We start from the raw sequence: 16,792 nt of genomic DNA on the forward strand, positions 1-16,792 counted from the left end.
CACATGAACCGACTCATTTTGTCATTGTTGTGTGGCGTCGGCCTGGCCGGCTGTTCGGACAAGCCTGCCCTGGTCAGCGATTGTACGGCCGTTGGGGCCATGCAGCCGGTGTGCACATTCCAGAACCCCGAAGACATCGAGGCGCTGCCGGATGGCAAGATCCTGCTAGTCAGCCAGATGGGCAAGAGCATGGAAAGCGCCGATGCGGGCTCGCTGGTGTTTTTCGAGCCTAGCTCGCAAACGGTCAGCCCGGCCTTTCCATCCTCGGCAACCGAGCCTGCCAACAACGAAAATTGGCGAACGAGCAACTGCCCCGGCAACCCGGGTGCGAAGCTTGCGCCGCATGGCATTTCGCTGCGCCAGCGCGCCGACCGGCGCTGGCAGCTGGCCGTGGTCAATCATGGCGGACGCGAGAGCGTCGAGCTGTTCGAGTTGCTCAATGCCCGCGATGCCACCAGCGCACCGCGACTGGCCTGGCGCGGCTGCGTGCCGATGGCCGATGGCATGTTCGTCAATGACGTGGTGGTGCTCAAGAACGGCGGCTTCATCGGCTCGCACATGTTCGACAAGCGCTCGACCAGCATCTTTGGCCTGAACTTCGGCATCCTCAAGACCATGCTCGGCATCAAGTCGGACTATGTCTTTGAATGGCAGCCGGGCGGCAGCGCATTTCGCATCCTCGACGAGAGCCACGGTGCGTTTATCAATGGCGTCGAAATGAGCGCTGACGAACGCCATGTTTATGCCAACGTTTATTTCGGCGGCGAAGTGCTCAAGCTCGACCGGCAAAGCGGCAAGAAGCTCGGCTCCGCGCCCATTGGCCACGCCGACAATCTGGCCTGGGACGAGCACGGCAATCTGCTCGACGTTGCCCATACCGGGCCGCTGCTCATGCACATCGAATGCAACCATCATCCGGGCGCAACCTGCGCGCTCGACTACGCCGTGCATCGCATCAACCCCGAGACCATGGCCAGCGAAATCATCCTGCAGCACGCCGGAGCTCCAATGGGCGCGGCCACCGTCGCCCGCGAACACCAGGGCAAGCTCTGGCTGGGCAGCTTCACCGGCAACCGGCTGGTCAGCGTGCCGTATTCCCCGAAATAGCCCTCGACCCTGAAAGCCTCTTATGGATAACTTCACCGACAAAACCGCCGTCATCACCGGTGCTGCCAGCGGCATTGGCTTTGCCCTCGCCAAACACGCCGCCGGGCTGGGCATGAACCTGGTGCTGGCCGACATCAACGACGCCGCGCTGCAAAGCGCCGCCCAAACGCTGAACCTGCCGCCCGAGCGCGTGCTTTCCTTGCGCACCGATGTGCGCCATGCCAGCGAAATCAAGGCGCTGGCCGATACCGCCTATGGCCGCTTTGGCGCTGTGCATCTGCTCTTCAACAATGCGGGTGTCGCGCTTGGCCGCGTCACCTGGGAGCACACAACGCAGGACTGGGAATGGGTGCTCGCGGTCAATCTGTGGAGCGTCATTCACGGCATCAGCGAATTTCTGCCGCGCATGCAGGCCACCGGGGGCGAAGCGCACATCGTCAATACCGCCTCTGCGGCGGGCTTTCTTTCCAACCCCGGCATGGTCGCCTACAACGTCAGCAAACACGGCGTGGTGACGATGTCCGAGACGCTGTATCAGGAACTCAAGATGACCCGCTCGCCCATTGGCCTGTCGCTGCTGTGCCCGGCCTGGGTGCCCACCGGCATTGCCGATTCGGCGAAAAACCGCCCGGCCGATGCCGGTGAGACCACGGCTGTGGAGGGCATCTCCGCCGTCATCAACCAGCGCATCGGCAAGGCCATCGCCTCTGGCCACTTGGGCGCGGATGACATGGCCAGCGAAACCTTCAAGGCCATCGCCGAAAACCGGTTCTACGTCATCCCCCACCGCAGCATCAATGCACCGATCGAACTGCGCATGCAGGGCATTCTTGCGCAACGCAATCCGTCATTGGCCACTTAAGCCAATCTCAATCCAACGTCAGGAGACAACTCAATGAAAGCGCTACTCTGCAAAACCCTCGGCATGCCTGACCAGATGGTTGTCGAAGAGATTCCGGATCCGGTTCCAGGCCCAGGCCAGGTGCTGGTGGAGATGAAAGCCGCCGGGGTGAATTTCCCCGATGCGCTGGTGATTCAGGGCAAGTATCAGTTCAAGCCGCCGCTGCCGTTCTCGCCGGGGTCGGAGCTTGCCGGCGTCGTGGTCGCCATGGGCGAAGGCGTCAAGGGCGTCAAGCTTGGCCAGCATGTGATTTGCTCGTGCCAGTATGGTGCCTTCGCGCAGAAGGTGATTGTCGATGGCCGTCAGCTGATCCCTATGCCGCCGGGCATGCCCTTTGACGTGGCGGCGTCATTCACGCTGACCTACGGCACGTCCTACCACGGCATCAAGGGACGGGCGAACCTGAAGGCTGGCGAAACCATGCTGGTGCTGGGCGCTGCTGGGGGTGTTGGTCTGGCAGCCATCCAGATCGGCAAGGCCTTGGGTGCGCGCGTGATTGCCGCTGCCTCGACACCGGAAAAGCTGGCGGTCTGCAAAGAGAACGGCGCTGACGATCTCATCAATTACAGCACCGAGGACATGCGCGAGCGCCTCAAGGAACTCACCGGCGGCAAAGGCCCGGACGTGATTTACGATCCGGTTGGTGGCGAATACGCCGAGCCCGCCTTCCGCTCGATTGCCTGGGGCGGGCGTTACCTGGTGATCGGCTTTGCCAACGGCGACATTCCGGCGCTGCCCTTCAATCTGCCGCTGCTCAAGGGCGCCTCGATCATGGGCGTGTTCTGGGGCGAATTCGTCAAGCGCCAGTTGCCCGACTTCATCAAAGACCTCCCCGAGATGTTCGGCCTGATTTCGAAGGACAAGCTGCGTCCGCACATTTCCGGCCGCTATCCGTTGGAACAGGGCGCGCAGGCGCTGCAGGATTTGCTCGACCGCAAGGTTACCGGCAAGGTGGTCATCACCAATGGCGAGGCGGCGGAAGTCAGTGCTGGCAAGACGGCGCCCACACACAAGCCGGCGAGCGACGCGCAAGCCGAGGTCAAGGCTGACACACCAATGAAGCCCGGTGATATGGCCGCGCTGGTGGGCAAGGAAATTGGACTCTCGTCGTGGATCACGCTCGATCAGGAACGCATCAACGAATTTGCCCGCTGCACGCAGGATGAGCAGTGGATTCACGTTGATGTGGAGCGCGCCGCCAAGGAAGGCCCGTTCGGCACCACCGTGGCGCATGCCTTCCTAAGCCTGTCGATGATTCCGGTAACGATGTACGAACTGCTGGGCGGCAAGGTGCAGGTGCAGGCCTCGCTCAACTATGGCCTGGACAAGGTGCGCTTCATGTCGCCAGTGAAGAGCGGCAAGCGCGTGCGTAACCGCGTCAAGCTGCTTGCCATCGAGGGCAAAGGTATGGGACGCTGGCTCGTCACCACCGAAAACACCTTCGAGATCGAGGGCGAAAGCAAGCCGGCCATCGTGGCCGTGAACCTGGGCTACCTGATCGAGTAGGCGTGGAAGCGGAGTCCTTAAGGGTAAATTTTTGGCGCCAAAATTAAACCGATTGGCGTGTGGCGTAAAAACAAGAGGGACTTGCTTTCGCACGATCCCCTCTTGACCAGCGAGACTGAAGCCAACTTGGTTACGGACAAAAGGGAGCACGCTGGTGAAAAAAGCCAGGGCATCGATTTTGGCGGGTATGGAGCGCGCCTGCGGGGTGCTGTTACTCGGTTGGATGGTGCTTGCGGCGAGTGCCGCGACCCTTGGGCAAGTTAGAGCAGGCCAACGGGTATCGGCGCGATCTTCGCGCTTAGCCGCGCTGTTAGCCAACAACCGATTCTAGAGCATTTTCGTGTTGAGCTGCACCATTAAAGGTGGTGAACCTACAGTAGAACCAAGACGTCAGAATGTCACGCACGGTGAAGCGGAGGCTGTGATGGCATGGCATCTTGGTCAAGCCTATGTGTCGCGCGCCCGTTCCCGACGACGCCGCCTCGGCGAAGAGACGCCCGGCGTACAGTGCAGCCACCGGCAACTCAAACTGACCGGCTTCGAACAGGTGCTCATTGACCAAGTCAATGCCGTCAACGATCTCACCCTCAAGCAGCTCTGCGCCTGGCTTGAAGCTGAGCATGGAATACGGGTTGGTACCTCTACGCTATGGAAGACGCTGGCACGGCTGAACCTCAGCCTCAAAAAAAGTCGCTCCATGCATCCGAGCAAACGCGCCCGGACGTAGCGCTGGCCCGGCAGATTTGGCAGGAAAAACAACCTGAACTGGAAGTCGAGCACCTGGTATTTTTGGACGAAACCTGGGCCAGCACCAATATGACCCCGACCCGGGGACGTTCACCTATTGGCACACGCTGTCTTGGGCATGCCCCTTATGGCCATTGGAAAACCACCACAGTCGTGTGTGCCTTGCGCTGCGATGGCCTGGTGGCGCCTTGGGTGATCGATGGCCCTATCAACGGTCAGACCTTCCGAATCTGGGTCGAAGAAGTGTTGGTGCCGGTGCTACATCCGGGCGACATCGTGGTGCTGGACAATCTGGGCTCACACAAGGTGGCCGGCATCGAAGCGGCGATGGCGGCAGCCGGCGTGCAATTGCGTTACCTGCCGCCTTACAGTCCAGACTTCAATCCTATTGAACAGGTCTTCTCCAAGATGAAGACTTCTCTTCGGGCGGCGGCCAAACGCACTTATATTGACTCCCTCCAAAGTACAAGGGACTGATCGATAGGAATGGCATGAGGGAGGAGCCTGCAGTCGTATATCCGGCATCTAAGGTGGACTCTGTTGTGGTCCGTGCCGACATGGAATCTGCGACATCACTGCGCCAATCAATGCGAGCGGCAGGCGTACAGCTGCCAAGTGCGTTTTCGGCGTCAAACGATGTGGGGGTATCCCTGGGTGCCATGATGGGCGATCAATCTCTTCGCAAAGGCGGGTATGTTCAACTGCGGTTCGTAGCGTATTGCTCAGGCAGGCACCGGTTACGTCGGATCGTTAAGCTTCTGGCTCATGCGCGTAACGCTTCCTCCATATATTTCTCCATCACGCAAAGTCGCATAACAGATCCGTGCAAGTTTGTTGGCCAGCGCGCACGCCGCCTTGTTGTGGTTGGCGCGGGACTGCACATCAAGTGCCCAAGTTCGCAGACCGTCAATCTGGCGATTAGCCTTGACAGCGACGCTTGCCGCTCGGAGTACCGAACGGGCACCGTGCGTCAGCAGCATGCGCAAGTATCGTTCTTCTTTCTTGGAGATGCGTCCGAGCTTTCTGGTAGTGCCGGACGAATGTTCCTTCGGCGTCAAGCCAAACCAACTAGCGAAGTGCCGGGCATCTTTGAAGTGGGAGACGTTTCCACTGGTGGCCGCCACCATCGCGGTAGCGGTCAACAAACCAATGCCAGGAATCGACAGCAGCGTGGTGCAAGCAGGAGACTGTTTCGCCAGCGCCGTGAGCTCGCGTTCGAGCTGAGCAACCCGAGCTTCGAGCAATTGAATCTCTTCCACCAGCAACTTCATTGTGCCGCGAATGAGCGTTGGGATGGTAGAAGCAGGATCGGCAAGAACCCGACTGATCTGCTCCAGGCCGTTGCGACTGCCAGTCGCAACGGAAATACCGAACTCACGACAGAAGCCGCGCAAGGCATTGATTCTTGCAGTGCGTGTGGCCATCCACAGCGAGCGGACACGGATAATCCTGTCGATCTTGGTATGGGGGATACCGGAAATTTCCATCACGCCGATTTCCATTGCCTGTCCGAAAGTGGAATCGCGTCTATAGATCTGGCTGGCGATGAGCCGTGTCTTGATGCGTTCAAGCTCCTCTGCAGACATGCCTTCCTTTGCAATATGCGCGATCTCGGCACGCATGAGCGCCTTGAGCTCCTGCGTCGTCGTTTTCCCGGTCGGTGTGCCGGAAAGAATGAAGAGGGAAGGCCCGTGCGAGATGTTGGAATATTCCGCATTGGCTGAGTTGGCGCCCCGATCGGTTCGCACCAGCCTGGCGTTCAGGCGCGCATTATCGTACCCGTCGAGCACGGCCGCCAGCATTTCAAGCGCATAGACGTCCTCGTCCTTTTCGACATCGCGCAGGGTCGGCGCCTTGAACGCGATCGCGACGTGCGGGTTTTCTGCAGGTGCTTTCACGGTCACTCGCCGCACGCCGCGCTGGGGCGCTTCGTCCTGCGACCGGGTAGCGCGTCCCGAGCGCGACGGAGTCGGCCCGAAGTGCTTGCGCGCAAGCGCACATACCTGCCGGGGTTCGACGTCGCCCGCCACTGCCATCGTGACATTGTTCGGGACATACCAGCGGCCGTACCAGTCTTTGGCGTCTTCAACTGTCATGTTGCGCAGATCGCACATCCAGCCGACGATCGGGTGATGGTATGGATGCGAAAAGAAGGCCGTTGCATACAACGCCTCGTAGAGCAGCGGAAGCGGCTGATCTTCCGTGCGTCAGCGGCGCTCTTCCATCACGACACGGATCACGCGCTCAAACTCTTCCTTGCTGAACACAAGATTTGCCATCCGGTCGGCCTCGAGCGCCATTACCTGCTCCATCCGGGATTTCTCCCTTTCCCTTGAATTCGCGCTTGTCGGTCAACGTCACGGTAACCTCGTCAGTGTTGGCGACAACATGGGCATTCGTCAGAATATATCCATTCTGGTGGATGATGAACCTAGACCCCAAACCAATCCCTTCCGCTCGGCTTGATCTTGCGGCGGCATGAAGTGGCGGAAGAATTCATACATCGGATCGTCTTCCGGAATCTGGACTGCTGCCTTGAATTCGCGGATCGTGCGCATGGTGCTGAAATTGACCACAGCACTGCCCCGTTGTTTGATGAACGTTGAGAAATTCGGGAGGCCGGTCGATTGCTGCGCGGACGGTCCAAACCTGTTCGCTGACGGCTAAGACGGAGCCTGCGTTGGCGCGGCTTGTGCGCTGGCCGACTAGGTCGTAGCCAGCGAAATCGACAGCATCACCACCACTACCAAAGTATGGAATACCTGACGGAAAACCTGCATGTCTGTCTCCTAGATGGCGACAAGAATGTTCGCAGTTGCTGTGAATGGCAACGGTGGAGTGCTTACATCACAGCGGTTGATGTGAAAGCGCATCAACCCTGATTCCAGCAACTGTTCTTTGTGCTGCTTTCACTGTTGAGCAGGTCAATCGGTACCAGCAAGTTGAGTGGATCTCCGATGTTGCCTTGCTGGCCGCTGTTTGATGGATGGGTAGCGCATAGGACATCGCCAATGCAGCACTGCGTCTGTCGACCGACGAAGCCCGCTATATCACTGGCACCAAACTCGTCATCAATGGCGGACTGAGGGCGAAATACGCTTAGGCTGCGACAGTACAACACTCTTGAGCGTCTTGTGAATGCACGTGTGGCCGTCGTTGCTGTCCTTACCGCCGTGTTCGTTGCTTGTGTAACCCGCCACAACGAAAAGCATACAAAAGAACGGAATCCTAATCCCGCTAGCGTGCGTTACTGCTTGCAGCGAACGATCAGCGAATCGATGGATTGCATGAGCCGCAAGCCCTCGCGCAAGTTTGTTTCTCTGGTGCCTGCCTTGATGCTCGCCGATGGTCCACGAAAAGACTGGTTCTCATAGGCGATGATCGTCGCGTTTGGTCCGGCGATGAAACTCTCTGGCTTGTGTCTCCAGTAGACGTTGCCGGATGGTGCCTGCAACGCGGGAATATCGATCGGACCGGCAATCGTGAGATCATCCTGTCCTTTGTATCCGGCTTCGGGAAATAATCGGATCCAGCAGCCCTGGGCAAGTGTGGGGTCGGCGCGGATTTCCGTCGGGGCGATAATGATTTGCGGCGGTATCGCAGGCGAGAGAATGGCGGGTGATTCTGCCGCGCCAGCGAATGCAGGCAGTCCGCTGCACAGGAATGCAACAGCTTTAAAGATTATCCGTTTCATATCAACTCCTTAAGTATGAACCAGGTCCGGGGTTTTACTGCATGAGTGATCCAAATTTTTACTTGCACATGAAGGTCGCAGTGCATTCGCCATTCTTTGAGGCGAATGCCGCACTTGTGACGCGATGCCGACCACTTACTCCGCATACTCGATCGATCTGGCAATAATGGCCGGCTTGCCCACAAACCGACTGGCTATTTGTGGATCGATGCCACCGAGATATTCATGCTGAAAATCGCCTGCCTGCAGAATCCGAACCGTACCGGTCACGCGCACTCTGTTTCCCTTCCATGCGCGATCGAACCCCAGCAGCGCAAGAGGTTCAAGGGACACTACGAGGATGTCGTTGTCAATGCCGGCGACAAACATCTGTTTTTCGTCCATCCGGATGGACCAAGGCGAATAGATTTCCTCGACTGTGCTGCGCACTGCAACATTGCGGCCGGCGTATCCAAGAGGGTTGCGGACGATATCGGCAATCGTAGTGTTGATGGCGGTAAAAAGCAAACCCGCTTCTGGAGCATGTCCATCCTGCGCAGAATCGGCTGGCAGCGCCACGCGTTGACGTAAAAGCCTATCTCGGACGAGAGGTTCATTCTGACGTGAGTGTTCTACATATCCTATTTTCACAACCGTCCACCGGAGCAGCGGGCTTTCATTCGATACTACCCGCGCCATCGTTTCAGTGCGGCGCGCAGGCAGAACGTGTTCAGGACGAGTCGGCAGTGGATGCGTGTCGCAATTTTCCAGCGGGACTTCCAATTCGCTGGTTCCTGTATTGAAGCCGCCGTACATGTATTCCATCTCAGGACAGATACCATGCTCCATTGATCTATTCCATGAGCATGCCGTCGAGGGCAGCGAAACAAGAAGAGTTGTGAGCAAGACGATCTGCATTGAAAGATTTCCAATCATGATTTGCACCATTGCATGGAATTGCCGTTCAAGGGACAAAGAAACCCCCTGTATTTTCCCTGCCTACCTTTCATGGCGTGACTCGAAATACCGGATGCATTGTCATTGAAGCCAGGTCGAGCCGCGTCATTGCAGAGAGCCTTTACGTACAAGGCCTTAGCGCTTGCCGATGATGGCTTGAACGAGTCTATGCAACACGAATTAAGTAAAAATTAAGTACGTCGAGGTAACGGCTGGAGCCGCAGCCGTTATATCTATCTTGCTTGCCGGCGGGCGTCCGCCAGACCTAGGGACCGGCATATCCTGACCGGGGGACCTACGTGCCGGATGCAGCCAGGAAAGGGAAGGCGCGATGCGCCTCGACGGGACAAGAGACGACTTGCAAGAGAGGCAATCCAGATCGTTCACGCCGCCAGGCGGCATGCCACAAGCTTAATTCTAATTTAATTCCGGTGCCATATTCTCTTGCTGTACCCACTCACCGGCCGGGTCTGAAAGGGTAGCAATATGACTTGAGATATGAAGTAAGCATATCATACCGAGCGTTCACCGGCTGGCATCCATGAATGATGTCTATTTAAGGAGCATGTCATGAAAACTTCATTAAGATATCGGATTGCACTGGCTGCTTCCGTCACCAGCTTACTGCTTGCATCATCCCCCAGCTGGGCCCAGAGCGGCGCTGCCAATGCCAGGTCATCGGCAGGCAGCCGAGATGTCGAACCAGCGAATACATTAATCTTCCCGGGATCTCAGCCTGATCCATTACTCTATAACGGCTGCTGGGTGCAGCTGATGGACAATGTCGAAAAGCCCAAAGGAAAGGAGTACCTTACGATCGTAGGCAGCAAGTACATGCCTGCACTCGTGACGGCATCAGGAAAAAACTGGGCGGGACGGGCGGACGGGATCAGTATCGGGCCCAATGCCATGGTAAAGATCTATGGAGGTCACGCATATACAGGCAGGTCTGCCACGCTGCAGCCGAATCAAATCGTTCAGGATTTGCGCGCAGAAATCGGTCTTGTTGATTCGATCGATTCGATGCAAATCGAGTGTCGCAATTCCTGATGCGTCGTACGGCCATACCCGCCACTTTCTTCAGTGGATGCAAGGTGCGACCTTGGTGTGCCGGTTCCGATGTCCGACTGGACTAACGAACATCCCATACGAGGAATGCCTTGAATACCAGCGTTCCTCGTTGACCGGCCCTAATATCGACGGCCTGCAATATGCGTCAATGGATTTAGTCGCGGTTGCTCAAGGCCGCTTCTTCAGTTGCAGGTTATTGACTACCCTGGAAACCCCGGCTACGCCTGTAGCCGCCTGCGCCGCCATACTCCTTTGCTGCTCGGAATCGACAAATCCGGCAAGAGAGACAACGCCGCGGTAGGTATCAATATTGATCATCGCGGCTTCGGTAAGACCCGCCACCTTGGCAATTTCCGTCTTTACGCGCGCCGTGATCGCAGCATCATCCAGGGTCTGGCCGGTTGAACGGGACGTCGGGCTCGGAGCACATGCGCTCATCAGGAATGCCATCAGGACGGTGATGGCAATATTCATCACTTTCATCACAATTCCTTTCAAGAAATCAGGGCACGTTTAAATGATTGGGTGGCAGTATGGCTAGCCGGTCCCAAGAAGCCTTGCTTGAATCTTTGCATACTTTGTACCAAGTATCGATCTACGCGGATTACCGTTTCATTACCAGCTTATTACCGCTTTCCAAGGATGGTGGCGCTGGGTGGACACGCAAAACAGCCGGAGAACAGCGCGACTGGTTTATAAAAAATTCAATGAATTGAAATTTTTATGCGAGCTAAGTTCTATAGAGCTAGTCAGAAAATATGTTGGGCTTTAGGCGCGGACCATGTACGCTGCCGCCATGCCGCAGATCACGGCGCAATCCATGTCGAGTGCGATGCAACGTGTCATCATATTTACGTCCTGCTCCTGCTGGCAGGCAGGCGGTAGCGCAATGGTCGCATGCGTCGTTACAGGATTGGAATTGCTCGTTTGCCATGACTATACTTCCTTAATTCGAAAAGATTTTAAATTAAGAAGGAAGCCCAGTGGGAAATCACAACATCACGAGTCAAAGGAAGTGCCGTCACTGCTGTCTCCGCTGCCCGGAGGCAGCATCGTGCGTGGGTCTACTTGCCGCCCGGTTTGCCTGGCAACGACCGAGACGCCGGCTCGGTATTGCCGTCGGGCCTGTTGCGGGCATCGTCTCCGGTGGAGGATTCGAAACTGCCGGGTGCGATATCCTCCGACGTGCCGCCAGACGCTCCCGAAGCGCCTGGTAGGATTTAGCCGTGCCGCTTCATCATGTTTTTGGTAGGTGAAGTGCCGGACGTGCCGACGCTATCCTGTGGTCCGACGGCGTTCGCTTCAACTTCAGTGGAGCTGGTCGCATTGCTGCTTACGAGCGAAGTGATCTGCGCCGCTGCATGGGCCGATGCCGATAGCGACACCACGAGCGCAATCAGGAGTCGGGACATGGAATACCTCCAATGCTTAGGCGATTGGCGAAACGTCCAGCCCGTTCGCGTACCCGGGTGAGGGGAACGATTCGGGGGACTCGGGTAGTCCTGCTGCCGAAGGTGTGGTGACAGCCATTCAGACACAGGACACATGCCAGCGGCATTTGAAGATCCGGCATTTTCGGAATCATGTTGATCGACTGGTACAGATGGGAAATCTTCTCGATGTAAGAATTCGCGCCGGATTGGACTCTCTGAGCCACCTGTCCGTGCTGTGTACATCAATCGCTCCTCGCCCTTTCGAATGGATGACTTATCTACCCTATGGATGAGTTCTATGGTGCGCTTTTTAACCTGAGGTTGTTCACAACCTTGTCCACCCCGGGTACCGCCGATGCGGCCGCGACTGCGGTATCAATCTGCTGTTTGCTGTCGACGAAGCCCGCCAGCATGACAACCCCGCGATATGTATCGACATTGATGGTTGCCGCTTCGGAAAACCCCTGGCTCTTTGCAATTCCAGTTTTGACACGGGCAGTGATGGCGGTATCGTCCAACGCCTGGCCCGTTGCCCTGGACTCGGATGTCGCGCTACATGCGCTTAGTACAGTAGCAAGAATGGCTACCGCTGCAATGCTTACTTTGCTCATGGTAACTTCCTTTCAGAGAATGGTTATTGATGGTGATGCACCGTTCTCGACAGAATAGCCACGGCTCATTAAGCCAAAATTAAGGAGGCTTCGGATTCCTTGAATGCGGGGAATATCGACAGTGGGACTGGCGAACGATCATGCCGTCGGCTCTTTGGTTTCGGCGTTAAACAGCTTTTAATGTTGCCTGCCCGACCAGCAGCCACTCGAAAATATATGGTGAAGTATAGTGCGGCCGCCAGTAAACGCTAATGGAGAAAATCAGAAACTGCCTAGTTACGGGACGGCACTGCGATGTGTATGGCCTAAATCGGCTACGGATCCTTAATCCTCATTTAAGTTTGCGTCTATAGGATCAAAAGCACGTAAGAAGTATGCATGAAGTCGCATATCAGCTTTCCTTCTGAACTTCAACCGACCTTTAGGAGCCAGTCATGAAAAAATCATCTCGACAATGGTTAGGCGTTGTCGCTATATCGCTGTCCGGTTTGTTCTGGAACACGATGCCCGCAAACGCACAGGCCACGGGTGACAATGCGAAAGAAGCCTCGGCTCCAAAATCGGGAAGCAATCCCGGCAACATGCCAGGCAAACAGACGAACAGCGCACATTCCAGCGGTTCCGGCAACACCAGCGGTGGTGAATCAGCGAATGAAGCCAAGGCGGGCACAAATGCCGGGCAAGGCAAGACGTCCGCAAAAGACTCTACGGCTGCGCTTCCCCCGGGTCATCCGTCCGTTAGCTACATGATGGTGCCGATCGCCGCCCCGGAAAGCAAGAACTGGATGAAGAAAGGCTGCTGGGCCAAGTTCCATGACAACGAGAATTTTTCGGGTGACATGCTTACCTTGATGGGTCCGGTGGACATGCCGGATATGAAAGGCCCGTTTGGCATTGACTGGAAAGGAAAGATTTCAAGTGTAGAGACCGGTCCAAAGGCCCGCGTCATGGTCTATGACAACGAGAATTACAAAGATCTTGTCGCAACATTCAAGCCTGGTCAGAAGTCAAAGGAAGTCAGCAAGAAGCTGGGGTTTTTTGACGAGTTCTCTTCATTGAAGATATTGTGTCCCGGTGCCTGAAGACGCGATGGCTAGGCAAGGCGGAAATGTCGCCTTGCCGCCGTTTGACCGGCAGATATCGCATGTCGCTGATGCGGGCTTCTCAATCGTGCAATTACTTAGGAATTACGCCCACCAACGACAGGCGAAGGCACAGCCGGCATCCGTCGAGCCGGATGTGGCAGCTTATGAAGGAGTTTAACCGTGACAAGTAAATTCGGCCTCGTCGTTGCCTTTACATTCTTTTTCGCACCGCATGCGTTCTCGCAAGAGAAAACCGTCGTTAACAATTGCTGGATTCGTCCAGGCACCTTCTGTACGGACATGAATTTGAATTGAGTAGATCTGAGCAAGGCTAATCTGGCCAATTCCCAGCTTTCAGGGTCAAACATGGAAGGCGTGCCCCTCGAAGGCACTATTCTGACTGGAGCCAATCTGATCCGTACGGATTTCACGCGTGCCAATTTGCGCAGGGCAAACTTGAGTAATGCCGATCTCAGGGGAGCAAACTTGGAAGGCGCGAACGTCACCAACGCTACGCTGCGCAATGCCGATCTGACCGGAACAAAGCTGCACCATACGGCATTCAATGGAGCCGACATGGCGGGGGGGCATCGGATGTCCAGCGTTACAGGGTCAATCCCCGCGCTAGGACATTAGTACGTTGAAACTTGCAAGCTGAATGATTTGAGCAGGATCTTTCAAATTGCCCTGGTATGTTGCCCCGGATTTCAGCATTGGAGGATGGCGTTCGAAAAGTCGGAGTTGGATCGGCCTCGGATAGCCGGAGAGGAATTGCATGCCACGCACTGATGACAACTTCTCTACGCATCCTCAGTTTGCGATTACCCGTGAACGTCTTCAAATACTTCACCGGATGGAGGCGGCGCTGGAAACGCCGCTGGCGGTATGCGGCCTGCTGTGGCTTGCCTTGATGGTCGTCGAACTGGTGCGGGGTCTTGGCCTCTGGGGAACGAGGGCAGTAACTGTCATCTGGATAATATTCGTAATCGACTTTCTGCTCCGTTTCGCACTTGCGCCGCGCAAGCTTGCCTATGTCCGGCGCAACTGGTTCACGGCGATTGCACTGGTGTTGCCCGCATTGCGGGTATTTCGCTTCGTAAGGGCATTCCGGATTCTCGGGCAATTGCGCGGATTGCGGCTCGTCCGCATCCTGAGTTCAGTCAATCGCAGTATGAGAGCGCTCGGCAAGACGATACGTCGGCGCGGCTTCGGCTATGTATCGGCGCTGACGCTGCTTGTAACCTTGTCGGGCGCCGCCGGCATGATGTCGTTCGAAAGCAGTCTTTCCGAAGGAGAGGGGCTGAATGATTTTTCGTCCGCACTCTGGTGGACTGCTATGCTGATGACCACGATGGGAAGCGAGTACTGGCCGAAGACCGCGGAAGGCCGCTTGCTTTGCTTGGGCCTCGCTATTTACGCGTTTGCCGTGTTCGGCTATGTGACGGGAACAATTGCAACATACTTTATCGGACAAGATGTGGAGACGGAACGTTCATCGGCAAAGCAGGAGGAAAAGATTGACCGGTTGATCGCCGAAGTCGCAGCACTCCGCAGCGAGATCCAGAATTTTAAAATGAAGATGGATTAGTTCGCTAACCGAATGATCTGTTCGCAAATCGAGCACTGAACTCAAATTGCGCCCTTTAAAGTCAAACGAAATAAATTCTCTCGGGCCCAGCTGCGGCGTAGTGTTGGAGCATTCCGATAGGCGTTGCGGAGCAGCGTCACAGGGATGTGTTGCATATAGGTGTCACGGAAAGCAGTTCCTGAACGCCTGCCTGATCTCCTTAAATACAGGGCATGCCAGCCACGGCCTCCTACCGCGCGAAGGATAGCGTTAAGGAATGTACCTCTTGAATGAGCGAAGGAACGGATGAGCTTTCACTGGTCGGAAGACGGTTAATACCGCATACGAGAAACGCCGGCTTGAGTACGCCATCGGCATCGGTTACGAAGATGACATTGCCAATGCCAAGCGAATCATCATGGATGCAATAAGAGGCGCTCCCGATGTACTCGACGAGCCGGCCCCTGATGTACTTGTGGTTGATCTCGCTGAAGGTTCGGTCAATCTCCGTGCGCGCTGGTGCTTGCATCCGCCGCGACAGCTGGACGTACTCAATGTACGGGATGCGGTACTGGAACGTGTCAGGAACGCATTGATGGAGGGCGGTGTCGATCTTCCATTTCCAACGACGCAGGTCTTGTGCCATGACCAGACGGAGGAAACAGACGGGGACCGCACGCCAGCGAGAGGGATGGCCACAGGGAAAAGACGGTTCCTAAACAGGCGCGCATCAGCAAGATCCTGTCCACCCTTGGGGAACGTCGCTCCGGTTCCGACGACGCTAACCGCTCCAATTGATTTTGCCCAAAAAACGTTTCATTTTTGGGCCGCTGATCTCATCCTCTGTCGCTGCGTGTCCGGGAAAGGGCTGGGTGTGGGGACCCTGTCCAATTTGTTTTCGGACCGGATCTATGGATAAGTCACGATTCGCTTATGCGGTTGTTCTTGCGTTTGCATGTACACCCACCCGCAATCCGCTCTGATGCAGTCGATGGAAAAATGACGCGAAGATTCCTGGTGAAGGCATCTTCGCGTTCAGATACGACTATTTGATAAACTATTTGTTCGTGCCGGTGTTCGAGGACGAGCCCTGAGTTCCAGCGCCAGCCTTGCTCGTGCTTGTGGTGACCCCGCTGTTACCGGCGCTCCCGCTCAGATCCACGGTATTGGCGACCGGACGTCCCGTGACCGCCGCACTTCCTGTCATGGGTGGCTTGCCGCTGTCGGCGTTGCCTGCCGTCCCGGAGTTGCCGCTCGATGTGCTGCTCGTCGTTCCTGACTTGTCGTTGGCCGCGTACAGTTGCAAGCCGGTCAGCATTGCTTCGTTAGTCTGCAGCAGGGCCTGATTGATCTGCTTGACGGCTTCGCTGCGTGCTTTTCCCGCTGGCTGGTTCGCAAGAGCATCTGCTGCGGAATAAAGACGATCACTGGCCGTTTTCATCTTGTCGAGTGATTTCTTGTAATTGCTTTCGCTTGCATTGGCCGTCAGCAATTCAGGGGGCAGCGCCGCCATTGCGCTCTGGACTCTGAATAGGGCTTCGTTTCCTTCCTTGATGGCTTCGGTGCGCTTCTCGCCTGCCGGCATGCGGGCGAGCGTCTGGATGGACTCTCGCAACGCCTGCGCCGCGCTACGCAGGTTCTGGATCGCCTTGTCATCATTGGTGACACCGGTGCTCGATGTACCCGATGTTCCGGTGCTGCCGGACGCGGATGCAGCACTGGACTGTCCGGTGGTCGTCTGCGCGTTTGCGACAGGGTAGGCTGCCGTCAGGATACCCGCCAGCATTGCGGCCAGAAAATTTCTGTGCGTATTCAGCTTCAAGATAGCCTCCATATGGTTAGAAGACGCCGGATGGCTTTCGCATGCGTCAATCAAGTAAAGACAGCGTTGTCTATGGCGCGTATTCTAGAGAGCATGAGTTAAGTGGAAATTAAGGCTCTGAGTCAGTTGCTGCGTGCGTAGTAGCAACTGCGATTTGGTGTCTGATCTTATTTTCCGTTGCTGAATATTGGGCCAAATCCGCCATATCCGGTTGTTCGGCTCTTGCAATGATTGGCGAATCTTTCACATCGCCGTTTTATGTCTATGACTTGCGAGATCCGCGTCGCCTCTTGATAAACAGTATGGCGGCTG

The 16,792-nt window shown here is 56.3% G+C and carries 17 protein-coding genes and 2 pseudogenes; 11 read left to right on the forward strand and 8 right to left on the reverse strand.

Annotated features, from left to right (window positions below; genetic code table 11):
* Positions 1 to 3 precede the first annotated feature (3 nt).
* From FH061_RS24670 to FH061_RS31230, 4 genes and pseudogenes are all read left to right on the forward strand, one after another.
* A complete protein-coding gene (locus FH061_RS24670; protein ID WP_151638484.1) occupies positions 4 to 1,107 on the forward strand; it encodes a hypothetical protein in 1,104 nt (367 codons plus the stop codon).
* A 22-nt stretch (positions 1,108 to 1,129) separates the two neighbouring features.
* Positions 1,130 to 1,969 carry an SDR family NAD(P)-dependent oxidoreductase gene (locus tag FH061_RS24675; protein WP_151638485.1) on the forward strand — a complete coding sequence of 280 codons (840 nt, stop codon included), beginning with the start codon at positions 1,130 to 1,132 and terminating at the stop codon, positions 1,967 to 1,969.
* A 33-nt stretch (positions 1,970 to 2,002) separates the two neighbouring features.
* A pseudogene (locus tag FH061_RS31225) lies at positions 2,003 to 2,968 on the forward strand (NADPH:quinone oxidoreductase family protein); the annotation flags it as partial.
* Between the two features lie 129 nt (positions 2,969 to 3,097).
* Positions 3,098 to 3,514 (forward strand): annotated as a pseudogene (locus tag FH061_RS31230) (MaoC family dehydratase); the annotation flags it as partial.
* Positions 3,515 to 3,824: 310 nt separating this feature from the next.
* Here the strand turns inward: FH061_RS31230 and FH061_RS31235 are convergent.
* A complete protein-coding gene (locus FH061_RS31235; RefSeq protein ID WP_225984865.1) occupies positions 3,825 to 4,136 on the reverse strand; it encodes a hypothetical protein in 312 nt (103 codons plus the stop codon).
* Between FH061_RS31235 and FH061_RS31875 the strand changes: the two genes are divergently transcribed.
* The gene (locus tag FH061_RS31875) at positions 4,062 to 4,241 is read left to right on the forward strand and encodes a winged helix-turn-helix domain-containing protein (RefSeq protein WP_225984862.1); all 180 of its coding nucleotides are present in this window, start codon (positions 4,062 to 4,064) and stop codon (positions 4,239 to 4,241) included. The genes FH061_RS31235 and FH061_RS31875 overlap by 75 nt on opposite strands.
* Positions 4,163 to 4,738 carry an IS630 family transposase gene (locus FH061_RS24690; RefSeq protein WP_151638488.1) on the forward strand — a complete coding sequence of 192 codons (576 nt, stop codon included), beginning with the start codon at positions 4,163 to 4,165 and terminating at the stop codon, positions 4,736 to 4,738. The genes FH061_RS31875 and FH061_RS24690 overlap by 79 nt, the downstream gene beginning before the upstream one ends.
* 260 nt (positions 4,739 to 4,998) lie before the next feature.
* Here the strand turns inward: FH061_RS24690 and FH061_RS31245 are convergent, their stop codons facing one another.
* The 3 genes from FH061_RS31245 to FH061_RS24710 form a co-directional block, all read right to left on the reverse strand.
* Positions 4,999 to 6,429: an IS110 family RNA-guided transposase gene (locus tag FH061_RS31245; RefSeq protein ID WP_225984859.1), complete on the reverse strand. Its 1,431-nt coding sequence runs from the start codon at positions 6,427 to 6,429 to the stop codon at positions 4,999 to 5,001.
* A 1,079-nt stretch (positions 6,430 to 7,508) separates the two neighbouring features.
* Positions 7,509 to 7,955, reverse strand: a complete 447-nt coding sequence (locus FH061_RS24705) for a hypothetical protein (RefSeq protein ID WP_151638489.1) — start codon at positions 7,953 to 7,955, stop codon at positions 7,509 to 7,511.
* A 135-nt stretch (positions 7,956 to 8,090) separates the two neighbouring features.
* A complete protein-coding gene (locus tag FH061_RS24710) occupies positions 8,091 to 8,852 on the reverse strand; it encodes a hypothetical protein (RefSeq protein ID WP_151638490.1) in 762 nt (253 codons plus the stop codon).
* Between the two features lie 609 nt (positions 8,853 to 9,461).
* On the opposite strand from FH061_RS24710, the gene FH061_RS24715 reads away from it, so the two are divergent.
* Complete coding sequence (locus FH061_RS24715; RefSeq protein ID WP_151638491.1) at positions 9,462 to 9,941, forward strand: hypothetical protein; 480 nt, start codon at positions 9,462 to 9,464, stop codon at positions 9,939 to 9,941.
* A gap of 189 nt (positions 9,942 to 10,130) precedes the next feature.
* Here the strand turns inward: FH061_RS24715 and FH061_RS24720 are convergent, their stop codons facing one another.
* The 3 genes from FH061_RS24720 to FH061_RS24735 form a co-directional block, all read right to left on the reverse strand.
* Positions 10,131 to 10,445 carry a BON domain-containing protein gene (locus tag FH061_RS24720; RefSeq protein WP_151638492.1) on the reverse strand — a complete coding sequence of 105 codons (315 nt, stop codon included), beginning with the start codon at positions 10,443 to 10,445 and terminating at the stop codon, positions 10,131 to 10,133.
* 737 nt (positions 10,446 to 11,182) lie between these two features.
* Positions 11,183 to 11,374: a hypothetical protein gene (locus FH061_RS24730; protein WP_151638493.1), complete on the reverse strand. Its 192-nt coding sequence runs from the start codon at positions 11,372 to 11,374 to the stop codon at positions 11,183 to 11,185.
* Between the two features lie 317 nt (positions 11,375 to 11,691).
* Positions 11,692 to 12,006 (reverse strand): BON domain-containing protein, encoded by a 315-nt coding sequence (locus tag FH061_RS24735; RefSeq protein ID WP_151638494.1) that lies wholly within the window; start codon positions 12,004 to 12,006, stop codon positions 11,692 to 11,694.
* A gap of 434 nt (positions 12,007 to 12,440) precedes the next feature.
* On the opposite strand from FH061_RS24735, the gene FH061_RS24740 reads away from it, so the two are divergent.
* From FH061_RS24740 to FH061_RS31880, 4 genes are all read left to right on the forward strand, one after another.
* Complete coding sequence (locus FH061_RS24740) at positions 12,441 to 13,088, forward strand: beta/gamma crystallin domain-containing protein (RefSeq protein ID WP_151638495.1); 648 nt, start codon at positions 12,441 to 12,443, stop codon at positions 13,086 to 13,088.
* A gap of 324 nt (positions 13,089 to 13,412) precedes the next feature.
* Positions 13,413 to 13,727, forward strand: a complete 315-nt coding sequence (locus FH061_RS24745; protein WP_151638496.1) for a pentapeptide repeat-containing protein — start codon at positions 13,413 to 13,415, stop codon at positions 13,725 to 13,727.
* Between the two features lie 217 nt (positions 13,728 to 13,944).
* Complete coding sequence (locus FH061_RS24750) at positions 13,945 to 14,679, forward strand: ion transporter (protein ID WP_225984860.1); 735 nt, start codon at positions 13,945 to 13,947, stop codon at positions 14,677 to 14,679.
* A gap of 397 nt (positions 14,680 to 15,076) precedes the next feature.
* The gene (locus tag FH061_RS31880) at positions 15,077 to 15,577 is read left to right on the forward strand and encodes a hypothetical protein (protein ID WP_404822506.1); all 501 of its coding nucleotides are present in this window, start codon (positions 15,077 to 15,079) and stop codon (positions 15,575 to 15,577) included.
* Between the two features lie 138 nt (positions 15,578 to 15,715).
* Here FH061_RS31880 and FH061_RS24760 read toward each other — a convergent pair whose 3' ends face one another.
* A complete protein-coding gene (locus FH061_RS24760) occupies positions 15,716 to 16,480 on the reverse strand; it encodes a hypothetical protein (protein WP_151638498.1) in 765 nt (254 codons plus the stop codon).
* Between the last annotated feature and the right edge of the window lie 312 nt (positions 16,481 to 16,792).

This window comes from Noviherbaspirillum aerium (genome assembly GCF_008929045.1).
GTDB lineage: Bacteria > Pseudomonadota > Gammaproteobacteria > Burkholderiales > Burkholderiaceae_D > Noviherbaspirillum > Noviherbaspirillum aerium.

What these genes read in the sequence shown, in the direction of transcription:
- FH061_RS24670 (WP_151638484.1), top strand. Translation starts at nt 4, where the DNA reads ATGAACCGACTCATTTTGTCATTGTTGTGTGGCGTCGGCCTGGCCGGC.
- FH061_RS24675 (WP_151638485.1), top strand. Translation starts at nt 1,130, where the DNA reads ATGGATAACTTCACCGACAAAACCGCCGTCATCACCGGTGCTGCCAGC.
- FH061_RS31235 (WP_225984865.1), bottom strand. Translation starts at nt 4,136, where the DNA reads ATGCTCAGCTTCAAGCCAGGCGCAGAGCTGCTTGAGGGTGAGATCGTT.
- FH061_RS24690 (WP_151638488.1), top strand. Translation starts at nt 4,163, where the DNA reads ATGGAAGACGCTGGCACGGCTGAACCTCAGCCTCAAAAAAAGTCGCTC.
- FH061_RS24705 (WP_151638489.1), bottom strand. Translation starts at nt 7,955, where the DNA reads ATGAAACGGATAATCTTTAAAGCTGTTGCATTCCTGTGCAGCGGACTG.
- FH061_RS24710 (WP_151638490.1), bottom strand. Translation starts at nt 8,852, where the DNA reads ATGCAGATCGTCTTGCTCACAACTCTTCTTGTTTCGCTGCCCTCGACG.
- FH061_RS24715 (WP_151638491.1), top strand. Translation starts at nt 9,462, where the DNA reads ATGAAAACTTCATTAAGATATCGGATTGCACTGGCTGCTTCCGTCACC.
- FH061_RS24720 (WP_151638492.1), bottom strand. Translation starts at nt 10,445, where the DNA reads ATGAAAGTGATGAATATTGCCATCACCGTCCTGATGGCATTCCTGATG.
- FH061_RS24730 (WP_151638493.1), bottom strand. Translation starts at nt 11,374, where the DNA reads ATGTCCCGACTCCTGATTGCGCTCGTGGTGTCGCTATCGGCATCGGCC.
- FH061_RS24735 (WP_151638494.1), bottom strand. Translation starts at nt 12,006, where the DNA reads ATGAGCAAAGTAAGCATTGCAGCGGTAGCCATTCTTGCTACTGTACTA.
- FH061_RS24740 (WP_151638495.1), top strand. Translation starts at nt 12,441, where the DNA reads ATGAAAAAATCATCTCGACAATGGTTAGGCGTTGTCGCTATATCGCTG.
- FH061_RS24750 (WP_225984860.1), top strand. Translation starts at nt 13,945, where the DNA reads ATGGAGGCGGCGCTGGAAACGCCGCTGGCGGTATGCGGCCTGCTGTGG.
- FH061_RS31880 (WP_404822506.1), top strand. Translation starts at nt 15,077, where the DNA reads ATGGATGCAATAAGAGGCGCTCCCGATGTACTCGACGAGCCGGCCCCT.